The following is a 15294-nucleotide window of genomic DNA, read 5'->3' as shown; positions in this document are numbered from 1 at the left end:
CGGCGTCGGCGGACCGGCGCGTGTTGTAGGTGCGGCCGACGGTCAGGGCGCTCTCGAAAGACGTGACACCGACATCGGTCTCGGTCAGGGAGTAGTTGCCGGTAATCAGGTTGACGGCCCCCGGACCGAGGTCCTCCGACGCTGCTGCCGCGAGGGTCCTGTCAAAGGTGAACTTGATCGCCTGAGTGGCAGCACGAGATGCGCGAGCGGTTCGGTTTCGAGTTGACCGAGCTCACCGGTGCGGGGTTGACCGACCTCAAGGACCGGATCGAGTCGGATCGCCTGCACAGGAGGATGGCCTGGATCTGCTCGGTGGAGCGGCTACGGGCGTGGAAGGGGCTGACCGACGTCGAGCAGCTGGGGCTCCAGCTCGACCTAGTGATCGTCGACGAGGCCCATGTCTTCCGTAACTCGAACACCAAGAGCCACGCGTTGGGTGAGCTGCTGTCCCGTTGGGCGGATGCGTACGTTCTTCTCTCCGCGACCCCGGTGAACCTGCGCAACGACGATCTGTACAACCTCCTGGAACTGCTGGTGCCCGGCGAGTTCCAGGACCTGGCGGACCTGCAGGAGCGGATCGAGCCCAACCGTGTCCTGAACCGGATCACGGGTTCGCTGCTCGACGCCTCGGTCAGCAACGCCACACGTCGGCGGTGGTTGTCGGGTCTGTCCGACAGCTCGTTCGGACGGGTCATCACCATGCGGCCCGATTTTCTGCTGCTGCGCGGGCTCCTGGAACGGCCCCACCTGTCCCCGAGCGACGTGGTCCAGGTGAAGCGGATCTGCAGCGAGTTGGGCGGGCTCTCGGCCCAGGTCACGCGCACCCGCAAGATCGAGGTCCAGGAGGACAAGGCGGTGCGGGAGCCGCGCCCCGTCCAGGTGAACTGGACCCAGCGTGAGCAGGACTTCTATCAGGCATACCTGCAGTGGTGCGTCGAGCGGGCGAAGGTCAGGGACACACCGCTGCACTTCGGCATGCAGATGCCCCTACGCCTCGCGGGCAGCTGCCTGCCCGAGGCCGCAGCACTCGTGCTGGATACCGGGCAGACTACGGGCGTACAGGATGAGGTCAACGGCACGGCGACGGCGGTCGTGTCCAGCCCGGATGTGCCGCCGTCGCCGCGGTTGCGGGGGCTGGCAGCCGGCATCGACGTGGACACGAAGCTCGAGCGGCTCCTGGGCGTTGTCGACGATCTGGTCAGCCAGGGCAGGCAGGGACTCGTCTTCACGTTCTCCCGCAGGACGTTGGCCTACCTTGAGCGGCACCTACGAAACCGGTGCAGGACCGCGGTACTGCACGGTGGTGTGGGCAGGGACGACCGAGCCCGGATCATGGCCGAGTTCCGGGCAGGCGGGTACGACATCGTCGTTGCCACCAAGGTCGCGAGTGAGGGCCTGGACTTCGAGTTCTGCTCCGTCCTGGTCAACTACGACCTGCCGTGGAACCCGATGGAGATCGAGCAGCGTATCGGTCGGATCGACCGGATCGGCCAGACCGAACAGGAGATCGTGATCATCAACTTCACGACCCCCGGGACGATCGAGACCGACATCCTCGAGCGGGTACTCACCCGGATCGGGATCTTCGAACACGCCATCGGTGCCCTGGAACCGATCATCGAGAGTATGTGGCCCGAAGTCGAGTCCTGCCTGCTCGACTTCGCCCTGACCCCCGCACAGCGGGTGCAGCGCACCCAGGAGTTCCTGGCGGCAATCGCAGAACAGCAAAGGGCCGCCCACGAGATCGAGGCGGCGGCACCCCACCTCATATCGAGCGACGGCGTCGACATCGAGGGCCTCGAACCCGATCTGCTCGCATCCGGCCGGTACGTGGGGCAACAGGAACTGGCCCTGCTGGTGAGCGACTGGGTGGGCAGCTACGGCGGACACTGCCGGATCCACGGCGACCACGTGACGGTGATCGGCAACAGCGAGCTCGCCGGTCACGTCCGTGACCTCACACGGCGCGGTGACAAGACGAGATCCGAGGTCGACCGGATCCTCAGCGACCTGACACACCAACTGCCGATCCAACTGTCGCTGGACCAAGAGGAGTCCCGTACCACCGGGGTGCCGCTCCTGACGGCCAATCACCCGTTGGTACGGGCGGCGTTGGACGTGCCGGGGCACCGGCAGACGAGGTTCTCCGCAGTCGCGATGTCGGCACGGGAGGCCGGGGTGGCCCCGGGCATCTACCTCGTGCATCTGTGCATCGCCACCTGGAACGGTCTGAGGCCACTGCACGAGGTGTGGACCGTTACCGTTGACGCCCGGACCCTGAAGGTCGCCCCCGACCTGGGTGACGGGTTGATGGCCGCTGTGGCGGCCGGTGACCTGCGGCCCGCGTGGTTCGACGGCTCGGTCGACCTCCGGCCTGCGCTCGACGTGAGCACTGATCTGCTGGTGCAGAAGCAGATCCGGAGCCAGAACACGTTAGCGGCCGAGAACGAGGCGTTCCTCGCCTCCCGACGGCTCAGCGTCGAACAGGTGCATCAACGGCGGACAGAGTCGCTGGAGTCGCGCATCGCGACCCTGCGCGCCCGAGGCCGGCACCGCATGGTGCCGCTCTTCGAGGCCCAACAGCAGCGGGAGGACAACCGCCACGCGGGCCTCCTGCAGGACATCACGGCACGATCGACGGCCATGCTCAGCACCGAGGACCTGGCCGTCTGCGTAGTGGAGGTGCAGTAGATGGCCGGGATCAGCGACCAGGACCTCGCCTACGAGATCGCCACCAACCGGAGCTACCTTCAGGCGTTGGAGCGACGACTCGCCCGGAGAAACCCGGAGATTGCCGTCAGCGCCAACGAGCGCTACGTCGACAACGTCCCCCGAGGCGAACGGGCAACCATCGGTCCCCTCTGCGGCCGCGTCGGCCTCATCGGTCCGGACCGGGATCTCGGGATCGCCTTCTACATCGGCACGCGGTACCTCAACAGCACAGACTGGGACTATCCGGTCATCAACTGGGCCGCTCGGCAGGCGAAGGTGTTCTTCGACCCGTACACCGCCCACGAACTGGACCACGATGTGGTGGTGCGCCGCACCCTGACGGCGCGGGGTTCCGAGGTGGTACACGCCTCCGACGACTGGGTGGTCACGGTGCCCGTCGACCAGTCGCCCTTCAAACCGGGGAAGCTGGACGTCCCTCCGGCACCGCCGCGCCGCCAGTCCGCGCGCCGCGCCGGTTCGACACCCTCGCCTGCCCGTGCTGCCACCCCGACAGACCACCCGGCAGGGCAGACACCCGCAGCCAGGCCGGCAGCTTCACCCGCTCCGCCATCCAGGCCAAGAAAACCGGGGAAGAAGCCGACGCCGGCGGCACCCACAGCGAGTGGCGCCACCTCGGCAAAAAGGGGAACCGCCGGTCGCCTGCCACTGCCGGCCAAGCCTGCGGACCTGGCAACATGGCATCCGAACGGACCGCTCGTCGTCGCCTTCTCGGGGGACTTCCGGGTGGACCCCGACGCTATCGCGGCCGTGCGCTCGGTCGACGTGTTGCGGTACCTGGGCCGCAAGCGACGACGCGTGCTCGTCGTGTCAGCCTGGACCACCCCGATTCCGAAGATCGTCGGCAGGATCCACACCGCCGCAGCTCTCGTCGGACTGTCCACCGCTGATGTTTGCAAAGTCATAACCGTCGTTCAGGAGACCGATTGGCTGGTCGGGATCGCCGGGTACCCCCGCTTCACGGACAGCCGTAAGCCGGACAGGCTTGACGTGGGCCGGTACGTCCAAGACCTCGTGGAGCAGGCCGTGCAGCTCTGCCACCGACGCCTGGGTTGGGCGGAGCGCACCGTGGACCTGTCGGTGAAGCTCGAGGTCGCCTACGAGGTGATCCGCATGGGCGGTGTGCCCACCGAACCGCTGAGGCTCGGCAGGTACTCCGCAGAGTGGATCGAAACCCTCCCGCCGTTTCGATCCGCTTGGGGGCAACTCCGCTATCTCGCGCTCTTCGCCCAACTGGTCACCTCGATCAAAGGACCCGACAGCCAGAAGCCCTACGGCCACGTGATCGTCCATGGCGAGCACGACCTCTCCGGCCTGGCCTGTGCAGTCCTACGCGCGAACAACCCCACCGCCGAGTGGACGGTCCTCACGGAACTATCCGGCCCAGGATCGCCGACCACAGACAGGCGCCGCATGGTCGACTTGGTTGAACGCCTCGGAGTCGCGGACAACCGCAGAGAGATCGACGTGATCGCCGTACTCGGTGCCGGGCTGGTCAGACATACGATCGCCCTGCCCAGACCGAAAGTCGCTCCCGCCCCGCCACCCGAATCCCCCGATCGAGGCCCTCAACCGACCGAGCACCGACAGCGGTCGGCAGCGGCCATCGACCTCGAGAACGGCATGCGTGCCGTCGACGCGGTGCGCTACGCCCTGCACGCGCCCCGGACAGAGGCGATGACCTCCGTGCTCGCCACTCTCCAACCTGACCAGTACCGCCTGGTGACCCAACCGCCGACGATGCCCCTGATCATCCAGGGGCACCCCGGAACCGGAAAGACGATCATCGCGGTGCACCGCGCGGGCTACCTGGTCAACGAGGAGGCGACGAAGAAGAGCAGCATCCCACGGGTGCTGCTACTCGGACCTACCGAACAGTACGTCCGCCACGTCTCACGCACGGTCAGGGAACTCGACACCACCGGAGCCATAACTGTCAAGTCGCTACCCGAATGGCTCGCCGAACTCGCTGGTCTGGGCACTGCGGCACAGCCGGGCGAGGGCACAGCGGAGGACGTCGGCGGCTTCATCGTAGGCTTGGCGAAACACGCGGTCCTGGAGTGCCAGAAACAGCCGGAGTGGAAGGCGAGCCGCCTGCCCGACAAGGTCAGAATCGCCTACGAGGCCATCCGCAGTAGCAGCGACCCGGACGGACGCCCGCCGACCAGCCAGACGGAGCAACGGTGGATCGAGACCCTCCCACCGTTCCCGAAGGCCTGGGGAAAACGCCGCTACCTTCCCCTATTCGCGCAACTGGGCCTTCTCCTCAGCGACAGGCGGTCCAGGTACGGGCACATCGTCGTCGACGAGGCCCAGGACGTCTCGGAACTCGAGTGGGAGATCATCCAGGCCCACAACACCAGCGGACGATGGACGATCGTCGGCGACCTGAACCAACGCCGCCGCCTGGACATCGGCCACCTCGACTGGCACCAACTGGCGAGACGGCTTCACATACTTCCCGACGCCGAGCTGTTCGAACCCGAGGTCGTGGAACGGGGATACCGGTCCACCCAGCCGATTCTCGACTTCGCCAACCGGCTCCTCCCCGCCAGCGAGAACCAGCCCTGCTCGCTGCAGACCGAGGGGCCGGAGCCAGCAGTCATCCGAGCCAGCACACCCGGCAAGCGCGACCTCCGAGCCGTCACCGAGGCGGGCAGGCTCCTGGACTCGTACCCCGGTGGGACGGCGGCGATCATCACCACCGATCCGGAGGCCATCGACAGGTTACTTCTGAGCGACGGGTGGCGACGGACGGACACGGCACCGGGTGCGGGCGACTGGACCAGGGAGGAACGCCGGCTTGCCGTCCGCACGCCCGACTCGGCGAGAGGTGTCGAGTTCGACGGGGTCGTGGTCGTGGAGCCGCGCTACTTCGTGCGACAGGAGGAATTCGCCGGAACCCTGTACACCAGTCTGACCCGGGCGAACCGGGAACTCGTCGTGGTGCACAGCAAACCGCTACCTGATCCGCTCACACAACGCTGACGCACCCGGAAAGTCGTAGGCAGCTCGGAGCCGGGGCTGTGCGAGCATCGGGTGATGGATGCCCTGCCCGGCTCCGCGCCGCCGCCCTCTTCGGCGCAGGGGTTACTGGACCTGTTGGAGAAGGCGGGCGGCTCGCTGCAGGTTCTTGATCCACCCGAGCAGGTGCGGGCGGCGTGGCGTCGACTGATCCACGTGGTGCGCTCTGACGGGCACGTGCCGAAGGGTTGGCATCTGGTCCACCGGGGCCGCAACTCCGGTGACCTCGTCATCGAGTTGCGCAGGGGCCGGCATCCGAGCAGGCGTTACCAGCCGGGTGGCCGCTCGCCGGTCCCCGTCCCGGACCTGCTGGTGGATCCCCATCCGGTCGTCGACGGGTTGCGTGACCAGCCGGGTCGGCTGCCGGAGTCTGAGGAGAACCGGTCCCGGACGCTTCTGCTCCTTCAGGCGCTGTGTGACCAGGCGGGGGCACGCGGGTGGGATGTCCGTTCGGGTCAGGACGCACTGCTCAGCGTGGTGGTGGACGGACAGCCGATCGAGGTGCGGGTACGGGAGGAGAGCGGGGCCCGGTGGGCGCTGCGCCTCGTACTGACCGTGACCGACGCGGAGGGCGGGGTAGCGCAGTGGAAGGACTACGCCCGCAAACGCCTCGAGGACGAGCTGCGCGCGATTCTCGAGGACCTGCGCCGACGCGGTCGGCGGTTGCGCGACCGCCGGGAGGCGGCGGTGCGGGCGAAGCAGTCGCGGCTGCGGCATGAGCGCGAACGGCTGGTCACGGCACACCGGGACCAGATCCTGCGGGAGCAGGTCAGTGCGTGGCTGCTAGCCGAGGACATCCGTGCCCACTGCGGTGACCTGGTCGCCGCCGGCATGCCGGTCAAGGACCCGTGGCTGGCCTGGGCACACACCTACGCGGACGGCCTCGATCCGTTGGCCGACCCGCCGGGCATCCCCGACGATCCCCCACCGTCAGCCACCGTGCCGGTGCCACCTCGACGGTCGGCCGAGGTCGTGACGACACCTGGAGCGGCCGTGGCATCCGAACCGCCGCTGGTACCACGGCTAGTATCAGTGCCCCGGGGGCAGGAACGGTCGGAGGTCGTCGCGCCCGGGTTTCGGGGTCTTCGGCACACCCTCCGGGTTGAGCCGGGGATCCACCCGGTCGGCGTACCGCAGGATCCAGTCCGCCCACGCCCGCACCGGGTCCGCGCGGTCCGGTCGCAGGTCGCCGGCGACGCCCAGCAGCGCTGCGGCGTAGGCACGGGCGTCGTTGGCGAACTGCCGCTCGCCGATACGCGCCTGGATGGTCGTGCGCCGGTGGTTCTCGGCGAACTGGCGTCGGGCCTCGATCTCCCTCCGTTCGCGCTCGCGCATGTACTGGAGCTCGCGGCGTCGGTCGGCCTCGCGGCGCTCTATCAGCAGGTCGGCCCATCGCTCGACATGGGTGAATACCTCGCCGAGTTGTGTGCGCAGGGGTGTGTCGGGCGTGTCGGTCCAGGTGTCGTACCCGCGCCGCCGGGCCGGGTGCACCTGCGTGATCGTCAGTAGCAACGGCTTGCCCTGCTCGCCGGAGAGCTGGATCGGGAAGTCTTCCCGGTCGATGCGCAGGATGAGGTGGCCGCGGTCGTAATGGTCCCGCCTGTTGTGCTGGAACAGGGTTTCGTAGCCCCGGAACTCGGCCTCGGTGATGATGGCCTGCCAGATCTGGCGCATCCGCTGCATCGGCCGACGCCTGGGCATCAGGTACGGACGGTCCTGGTAGATCATCCGCTCCGGGTAGTCCAGTGCCTCGGTCAGGTCCTCCACGATCGGGTGCGGGCGGCGCACCGTTGAGGGGACCGGCACGACCCGGCCGAGGAACTCCCGCGTACGGGGCCGGGGCCGTGGCGGAGCAACCCACTGCCGGGTGGGCGTCTCCGGTGGCGGCATGACGGGCGACTCGACGCCCTGCCGGTCCACCTCGACCAGCAACAGGGACATCCCACCCGGAGACGACCAGGTACGTAGCCGCTGCGGACCGGCCCGCAACAGCCGCAGCCTGGCCACCTTCGCCGCATGCCGCCACCCGGCCAGGGTCACCTCGTCCAGGGCTTCCAGGCTGAGCCGTCCACCCGCCTCCCTCACCCGGTCGAGGACCAACTCCGCCGTCACCACTTCCGGCGGCCCTTCTCGTCCGGGTCCAGCAGGTGACATGGCAACCTCCGAAACGTGCGTGGGTATCGCGTCAGCGGCACTTCACGCAACGAGCGTGTCGTTCATCCGGCAACGGCCCACCAGTCCAGCCTCCTGCCCGCCGACGCACGGCTGTCTCCGGTCACCGGAAGGAGATAGCTCCCGCTATTGTCGTCGGCGTCGTGATCGACGGATAACCCGGCCGGCACCTGCGGGGAGTAGACCGACATTTCCCGTTCCTCCCCTGTCAGGTACCCACGGGGGTAAGTCGTAGCTCGGGGAGGTGTTCGGTGGCGGCGTCGATCACGGTGCGGGCGAGGGCTGGTGGTAGGCCGGCCTGGGCGGCGAGGTGCTCGATGGTCGTGTGCTGTTGGTCGAGGAGGTCGACGGCTTTGCCGAGCAGGGAGGGTTGTTCCCGGGGGCCGAGGTCGCCGGGTTCGGGGTGGCCCCACTGGGCGAGCAGGCTCATGCCCCGTCGGTAGGTGTGGTCGCGGTAGATGCCCAGGTCGTGTCCCCGGTACACGAGGGCCTTGAGGCTGATGCCCCAGCGGCGTTTGACCTCGTGCAGCCGGTCGAAGTCGAGGCGGGCGGGCAGTTCGTCGGCCAGCGTGGTGCTGGGGGCGAGGAATTCTGAGGCGAAGGCGGTGGCTTCCCGTTCCAGGATCTGGCTGCCGGGTTCGGCGTCGTGGTGCAGCAGCAGGTGGCCGAGTTCGTGGGCGGCGTCCATCCTGGAGCGGGCCTTGTCGTTCTTGGCGGGGTTGAGGAAGACGAAGGGGCGTTGGCCGTACCAGTGGGAGAAGGCGTCGACCCGTTCGGAGGCGTCGGGCAGGGACAGCACGATCACCCCGTGTGCCTCCAGGAGTCGTACCATGTGCGGCACCGGGCCGTCGTCGAGCCCGAACTCCTTGCGGGCCGTGGCCGCGACCACGCGGAGGTCCTCGGCCCGGGTTGGTTCCGGCAGGTCGAGGGGGGGCAGCCGCAGTTCGGGCAGGCGCAGGTGTCGGCTGACGACCTCGATCATCCGCCAGGCGACCTCACCGAAGGCCTCCGCCTGGTCCCGTTCCGCCTGGCTGGTGGCCCGCAGGCTGCGGAAGTGCGCCCGCCCGGGCGACGGCGGAGCCGGGACGCCGGCGGCGAAGAACTCCACCGGCATCGCCAACGCCAACGCGAGCCGGGCGAGCACGGCCGCCGAGGGGCGGGCCTGTCCCAGCTCGTATTGGCTGACCGCCGCCGCCGTCACCCCGACCTGCCGGGCCAGTTCGTTCTTGCGCATCCGCCGCCACCGGCGCGCCAGCCCGAGGGCGTGGGGCTCGAACGCGGCGACCGCCGCGGTGACCGGTACTGGTGGGCGGGGGGTTCCGCCCGTCACGCCGGTCGGCCGGTGCCGCCACCGAGCGCACGGCCGGCGACGCGAGCGGACCGCAGGGTTTCGATCGGCAGCTCGGGGACCGGCAGTTCGTCGTGGCGCTGACCCGGCACCCCGGCCGGGTCACCGAGGACGGGCAGGGGCGTTCCCGCCGTGAGGGCCTCACCGAACCAGAGCGTCACCTCGAACCACGGCGATCCGCCCTCTCGGTTGTCGCGGGGCAGGCCGAGGTACGCCGTGGCCTCACCGGTGGTGATGTCGCCGGTGTGGGCGACCCGCAGGTGCCGCTTCGGCGGCACCACGCCGGCGAAGACCTCCGGGAACTGCTCGGCGTCGTCGAAGGCCAACTGCCCGTCGCGGCTGTTCTCCACCGCCCCGCCCAGGCGGGCCTCGCTGCCCTCCCACCGGATCGACTCGATCCCACCCTGCAACGAGTACAGCCGCACCACGTACCCGGCGCAGAGGATCTCCAGGGAGTTGTCCTCCACCCGCACCCGCACCCCGTCGACCCCCTCGAAGGTCGCCTTCCCCAGGTTGGTGAGGTTGCGCCACACGGTGGTGCCGAAGCTCATCGCGTCGTCACCGAGTTCCGGCTCGTGCCGGTCCGCGGCCCGCCGGTACACCTGCCGGATCAACCCGCCCAGCGGCTCCAGCACACCCCGCCCGTCCAGCACCACCACCGCGTCACCCAACAAACTCATGACCCAGAATCTAGCCCACACCACAGTTGATGTTGCGGAAATCAAGCAGACGACACGCCCACCGGTGGCTACCCAGTCCTCACTAGCCCTGCGAACACAGGCGAGGGCGCCTTCGGGTTCAGTAACCCCAGCGGCGCCGGAGGCGGAATTCCGGCGCTGAAGCCCGGCGCAGGATGCCCAACGACCCGGAGGCGAGCGCACCACCGCACCGGCGACCACCGGCGGTCCCAGTTCGACAAACAGCGTTCCGCCAATGGGTCTTACGCTGCCATTGCCGCGTAGGGCGTTGGGGGTGGGTGAGGGCAGGATGTCACTGACCGGCACCGTACGTGCCGACCTGCAGGCGATGGCCGCAGGTGTGGCCCGCGCGCAGCAGGTGGCCACTACGGTCGATCAACGTGTCGAGCAGACCGCCGCCCGCGCGGTGGCCTCCGGTTTCGCCGGCGTCGCGGCCTGTCTCGCCCGGGCGCGACAGGTACTCGGGCACGCCCGCTCCCGGCTGGTCGAGGCTGCGGATGTCCTCAGCACGGCCTACCGGTCCGTCGATGCGGTGGCGCACCAGCCGTCGCCGCAGGAGATCATCGCCGCGCTTACACCTGTGGCGGTGGCGGTGACCGCGGTACAGGGTCGGGTGACCGGTGCGGGATCGGCGGTCAACGAGGCGCGACGGCTCGTCACAGCGGTGCTGCACGGAGGGCAGCCGGGCCCGACGCTGGCGGGCCTGGAGCAGGTGCTGGAACTCCTGGCAGCCGTTCTCAGGCGGAGCACCGAGGCCCGGGAGCACGTCGAGGAAGCGCTGGCACGGGCTCGTCAGATCGGCGGTACGGAGGGGCCGGTGACGGGAGGTGAAAGCCACATCAGCCGACCGCCCATCCCAGGCGACGCGCCCACGACCACGACCGACGGACCGACATCCTCCGAGCTGCTACCCGCCTGGCTGTCGGAGGCCACTCGTGACCTGCCTCGACGGGAGGCGAAGGACCCCACCTCCGGTGTCGCCCTGATCGACGGCCAACAGATACCGATGAGATCCGGCCGCGAACCGGCTGCCGCCGCCGACCTCAAACCGGCCTACCAACTCATCGCCACCACGACCGACCACCTGGAGGCCAAGCTCGCCGCCCGGATGCGCCGCGAACACCTCACCGACGCGGCCGTCGTGACCAACAACCCGCCCTGCGACTACACCCCCTACGGCTGCGAGAAGATCCTCTCCCGGCTCCTCCCCGCCGGCACACGACTGACCGTCTACGTACGCGACGATGACGGACAGGTACGCCACTGGCGCACCTACAACGGCAACGGAAAGGCGATCGCATGAAGGTGACCTGGACCTACGACCGAGGCGACCACCGCGACAACCACGAAACCGACGTGACCGAACCCGCCGCCCTGGAAACCCTCCTGGGTGAGATCCACCAGGCTGGCGAGCCCGTCGTGGTCACCATCTTCTCCGACACCACCGACGATCCCGACGACCTGCCGCCTGGCCTCCAGGTGGGGCTCGGCCACCCCACCCACGCCTTCGCGGTCCACATCGCCGACACCGGCGGCTACCTCACCGACCCCACCGCCACCGCTCCACAACAAGGTCTCCACTTCGACTTCGGCGGAGTACCCACCGAGTACCCCGCAGCACACCTCCGGCTCCGCCCCGAGACTGCCATTCAGATCGCGGCCACCTTCGTCAGGAGCGGCGGTGCACCGCCACGCGTGCCCGCGACCAGCGAATAGCCATGGGCTCTACCAAGGCTGTTGGGGCGGTATTCGGCGGAGTGAGTTCCCCCCGCTTTGATGGAGCGGTGGTTACCTGCTGCCGGCTGGTGCCGGGATGGCGATAGGTGGTTCGGCTGGTTGCGTCTGGTGGGTGTGCCAGGCGGTCTCGTACTCGTTCGGGCTGAGGTAGCCCAGCTCGCGTTGGATGCGGCGGGTGTTGTACCAGCCGTCGATGTAGGCGAAGATCGCGTTCTCGGCCTCGTCGCGGGTCCGCCACGAGGTGCGGTAGACGAGTTCGATCTTCAACGTCGACCAGAAGTTCTCCATCAGCGCGTTGTCGTATGAGTCGCCGACGGAGCCCATCGAGGGCAGGATCCCGTTGTCCTGCAAGCGTTCGGAGAAGCGGAACGACGTGTAGTTCGACCCGCGGTCGCTGTGGTGGATCAACTGGCCGTCGCGGACGTCGCGCGACCAGATGCCGTATTCGAGGGCGGCGAGGATCAGGTCGGTGTCGCAGCGGTCGGAGGTCTTCCACCCCACGATCCGGCGGGAGAACACATCCCGGACCGCAGCCAGCCAGAACACGCCCTCACCGCACGGAATGCGGGTGGCGTCGGCGACCCACAGACGGTTCGGCCCGGCCGCGGTGAACTGCCGGTTCACCAGATCCGGCGCCGGCGTGTGCCGGGGATCCTGCTTCGTGGAGCCGCCGCGCCAGCCGCGACGCAGGAACGCCCCCTGCCAGCCCTGCTCAGACATCAACCGCTCCACGCGTTTGCGGCCGACGTGGATGCCGTCGCGGCGTAGCTGCCGGTGGACCCGGTCCGCGCCGTAGGTGCGCCCGGAGGTCTCCCAGATCTCGTGGATGTTCGAGATCAGGCCCAGGTCGACCACGTCCCGGTCGCAGGGCTGCTCGGCCTGCTTGACCCACGCGTAGTAGGTCGAGGCGCCGATGTTCAGGACCCGTAGCAGGAGCGCGACCGCGAACTGGCGGGCGTGGGCTCGGTGCCGGGCCTCCAGGTGCTGGATGCTGCCGCCGCCGGGCGGGGTGTCGGTGGCCATGACCTGGTGCCGCCAGCCTTCGATGGTGTCGAACAGGGTCAGTTGGGCGCCGGGGTGCGGGCGTTCCCGGCGGACCAGGAACCGGGTGCCGGGCGGCCAGCCGTCGTCGTCGAACAGGCCGGTGATCTCGCAGACCTCGGCATGGTCACGCAGGTCCCCATCGGTGTCGACGGCGGGGGTCCAGTCGGTCGCGGCGCGGATCGCCGTCCGCACGGGTTCGGTGATCGCGGCGCCGACGGAGAATCGGATGTCGAGGTGCTGGGCGCGCAAGGCTCGGATGTGGGTGAGGAAGCCGTGGCTGGAGCCGGCGGAGTCGCTGCGTAGCAGGATGGGGGTGCCGTGCCGGGCCGCGTCGGGGATCTGGGTGAGGGCCTGGTCGAGCACGGTGATGTGGTCGGCGGTGGTGTTGGATCCGGCCCGGCCTTCCCGTAGCAGGCCGGCGAGGGCTTCGCCGGTGTTGTCCAGGAAGCACAACAGCGGGTGGTAGCCGAACGTCTTCTTCCAGGTGCGGGTCGCCGCTTCCTTCTCGGAGTGGCAGATCACGATGGTGGCGTCGATGTCCAGGACCAGGCCGTCGACCGGGCGGCCGGCCACCGTGGGCTGCGGCAGGTCGCCGCGGACCTCGGCGTGTTGGGCCCAGGCGACCTCGCGGGCTCGGGCCCGCGCGGCACGCAGGTGGGCCAGCATCGGCTCGTCCAGTCGGGACAACAGCCGCCACGCGGTCGGGTCGGAGGCCACTGGCCCGAACAGACCGGCCTCGTTACGCAGCACCGCGAGATCAGCGATGGCCTCGCCGCCGTCGGCGAGCATGACCGCCAGATCGACCGCGATCCGACCCGGATCGTGCCCGCCCCGCCGCTGCCGCAGCCCGGCCAGGGCCTCACCGAACGCGCCGGTCAGCCCGGTCGCATCGGCCAGGTCAGCGAGCAGCCGGGCACCGACGTGACCCACCACGCCCCGCCCGCCCCCGGTCACCATGATCTTCGGACGTGTTGCGGTAGCCTTCACCCAGCAGGTGCCTTCCGTGACAGGAACATGGGACTCTCGACAAGCCCTATTTTCCCAGATCAGAAGGCACTTCTTCGTTCTCAGCCCAGTCCGTGGACAGCCCTTACCGAAGGGCCGAGGCTAGAGGGTGATACGCACCTGTTCTACCAGATGCCACACACCCAAAGCCGCCGCGAAAGCTAGGCATATTGAAGCTGCGAAGTAAGTCCAGCGAGGGTTTCGTCTCTTAGCCGCCAAGGCGAGTGTAGGCACAATGAAGGAAGCCAAGAGAATAATCAGTCCACCTGCAATGCTTGTCGCACCTTGTGCAGCGACTCCGTAAAAGGCAAGAGGTGTAAGCGGGTAGACGGCAGGACCTGCAAGAATCCCCACTGTTAGGCCAGCCGCCACCGCCGCGAACTTTTCCTTCTTCGATCCGACAACATATCCCAACGAACCGACTGCAAGCCCTGCGACGATTGAGAGGCCAATCCAGAGGAGGATACCGGTTGCCATAGACTCCAACTGCGCGAGCAACCCCAGGCGGGCAGCCGGCTCACCTTCACGGGGCAGAGCGTATCCCCCCGACCGAGTTCCTGAGGCAACGATGAGAAAATAGTAGGTGACGGTGGCCACAACTAGCGAGGCGATTGCAGAGGAAACACATCTCATCCACTTGGCAAACAAGATGGACACTACGAAGGCAGTCAGAGCCCAAGCGGACCCCGCACTAATCGTCGAGGCCAGCAAATCACGCATAGGCGGCGAGGCAATTTCACTGAAGAACGACAGGAGTCCCAGACCGCCACCAAGCCCCAGTAATGCCATTCCTTGAGCGAGACCCTTAGAAATGATCCGATTAGAGGAGCGATGGGTGACGGAATCTTCGCTCGCAGTCTCGTTCGAGGCGAAGGCAGCGCCCTCGCTTTTATTTTGCCCTATCCGCACTATGCCCTCTTCTGGCAGTTCGTAATGATAACCGCGCGAGGACGCGTCGTGTCGCCCCTCGCTATGGGATCGAGAACCTCTTCGTCGAAGAATCTCCGATCCCTCTCAAGCAAGGTCTTATAGAATGGCGAATTCGGTACGTCGGCAAGCCGCGAGGCCGCAGCCGCCCTCACGGAAGACAACTCCGCTTCGAGCCAGGTCGAACCCCATGAGCAGAACCAATAGAAGCTGACGTCATTCTTGGCGGATCCCTGTTCATAAACCGCTGGCTTGCCATCTGGCCCCTCTCCAGAGTAAGGCTCGGCCGGCCAATTCCAGCCAGGGGCCAATTCCCAGTTCCTTGCTTCAGCTCGATACTCGCCGATCGTCTCATCTTTCGAAAGATATCTATTGCCGCTGACGCCACTGCTACAACCAGCAGCAAGAAGAGCGATGCCACAAATGGCAGTTAAGCCGAATCCGAAGCGCCAATTACTTTTCATAGCTCATCCCGCGAACGCCCTTGGGGATGACCGAGTAAGTCATCCCCAAGCTCCAACATTCTGTCTCTTGAACGATCAGTAGTATTGCTCACCAGTGAACGTGTGACTGCAGTTATTGCAGGTACTGGTCCTCATTAGGGCATTC

At 67.7% G+C, this 15294-nt stretch carries 9 protein-coding genes and 2 pseudogenes; 4 read left to right on the top strand and 7 right to left on the bottom strand.

The annotated features are described in order from the left end of the window. Positions 1-13 precede the first annotated feature (13 nt). Positions 14-88: pseudogene (locus WHN02_RS07865) on the bottom strand (hypothetical protein); the annotation flags it as partial. A gap of 110 nt (positions 89-198) precedes the next feature. On the opposite strand from WHN02_RS07865, the gene WHN02_RS07860 reads away from it, so the two are divergent. Continuing rightward, positions 199-2691: a DEAD/DEAH box helicase gene (locus WHN02_RS07860; protein WP_434742731.1), complete on the top strand. Its 2493-nt coding sequence runs from the start codon at positions 199-201 to the stop codon at positions 2689-2691. After that, entirely contained in the window at positions 2692-5718 is a 3027-nt protein-coding gene (locus WHN02_RS07855) for a UvrD-helicase domain-containing protein (protein ID WP_434742730.1), read from the top strand. A gap of 1065 nt (positions 5719-6783) precedes the next feature. Here the strand turns inward: WHN02_RS07855 and WHN02_RS07850 are convergent. From WHN02_RS07850 to WHN02_RS07840, 3 genes are all read right to left on the bottom strand, one after another. After that, a complete protein-coding gene (locus WHN02_RS07850) occupies positions 6784-7908 on the bottom strand; it encodes a hypothetical protein (protein ID WP_434742729.1) in 1125 nt (374 codons plus the stop codon). Positions 7909-8134: 226 nt separating this feature from the next. Beyond that, positions 8135-9256 (bottom strand): XRE family transcriptional regulator, encoded by a 1122-nt coding sequence (locus WHN02_RS07845; RefSeq protein ID WP_434742728.1) that lies wholly within the window; start codon positions 9254-9256, stop codon positions 8135-8137. Further along, positions 9253-9954, bottom strand: coding sequence for a hypothetical protein (locus tag WHN02_RS07840; RefSeq protein WP_434742727.1), 702 nt, complete (start codon positions 9952-9954; stop codon positions 9253-9255). The genes WHN02_RS07845 and WHN02_RS07840 overlap by 4 nt, the downstream gene beginning before the upstream one ends. A gap of 307 nt (positions 9955-10261) precedes the next feature. On the opposite strand from WHN02_RS07840, the gene WHN02_RS07835 reads away from it, so the two are divergent. Together WHN02_RS07835 and WHN02_RS07830 are read left to right on the top strand one after the other, a co-directional pair. Continuing rightward, on the top strand, positions 10262-11275 hold the full coding sequence (locus WHN02_RS07835; protein WP_434742726.1) for a DUF6244 family protein: 1014 nt from the start codon (positions 10262-10264) through the stop codon (positions 11273-11275). Further along, positions 11272-11688 carry an Imm1 family immunity protein gene (locus tag WHN02_RS07830; RefSeq protein ID WP_434742725.1) on the top strand — a complete coding sequence of 139 codons (417 nt, stop codon included), beginning with the start codon at positions 11272-11274 and terminating at the stop codon, positions 11686-11688. The genes WHN02_RS07835 and WHN02_RS07830 overlap by 4 nt, the downstream gene beginning before the upstream one ends. Before the next feature lie 72 nt (positions 11689-11760). Here the strand turns inward: WHN02_RS07830 and WHN02_RS07825 are convergent, their stop codons facing one another. From WHN02_RS07825 to WHN02_RS07815, 3 genes and pseudogenes are all read right to left on the bottom strand, one after another. Further along, the gene (locus tag WHN02_RS07825) at positions 11761-12624 is read right to left on the bottom strand and encodes an IS3 family transposase (protein WP_434743864.1); all 864 of its coding nucleotides are present in this window, start codon (positions 12622-12624) and stop codon (positions 11761-11763) included. 36 nt (positions 12625-12660) lie between these two features. Further along, a pseudogene (locus WHN02_RS07820) lies at positions 12661-13710 on the bottom strand (IS1380 family transposase); the annotation flags it as partial. Between the two features lie 150 nt (positions 13711-13860). Further along, positions 13861-14667 carry a hypothetical protein gene (locus WHN02_RS07815; protein ID WP_434742724.1) on the bottom strand — a complete coding sequence of 269 codons (807 nt, stop codon included), beginning with the start codon at positions 14665-14667 and terminating at the stop codon, positions 13861-13863. Between the last annotated feature and the right edge of the window lie 627 nt (positions 14668-15294).

Source organism: Micromonospora sp. SH-82 (assembly GCF_051132485.1).
GTDB lineage: Bacteria > Actinomycetota > Actinomycetes > Mycobacteriales > Micromonosporaceae > Micromonospora.
This window is presented reverse-complemented; position numbering and strand designations above follow the sequence as displayed.

Bases quoted from the DNA above. Each gene is read 5' to 3' on its own strand.
- WHN02_RS07860 (WP_434742731.1), top strand. From the start codon at position 199: ATGCGCGAGCGGTTCGGTTTCGAGTTGACCGAGCTCACCGGTGCGGGG.
- WHN02_RS07855 (WP_434742730.1), top strand. From the start codon at position 2,692: ATGGCCGGGATCAGCGACCAGGACCTCGCCTACGAGATCGCCACCAAC.
- WHN02_RS07850 (WP_434742729.1), bottom strand. From the start codon at position 7,908: ATGTCACCTGCTGGACCCGGACGAGAAGGGCCGCCGGAAGTGGTGACG.
- WHN02_RS07840 (WP_434742727.1), bottom strand. From the start codon at position 9,954: ATGAGTTTGTTGGGTGACGCGGTGGTGGTGCTGGACGGGCGGGGTGTG.
- WHN02_RS07830 (WP_434742725.1), top strand. From the start codon at position 11,272: ATGAAGGTGACCTGGACCTACGACCGAGGCGACCACCGCGACAACCAC.
- WHN02_RS07835 (WP_434742726.1), top strand. From the start codon at position 10,262: ATGTCACTGACCGGCACCGTACGTGCCGACCTGCAGGCGATGGCCGCA.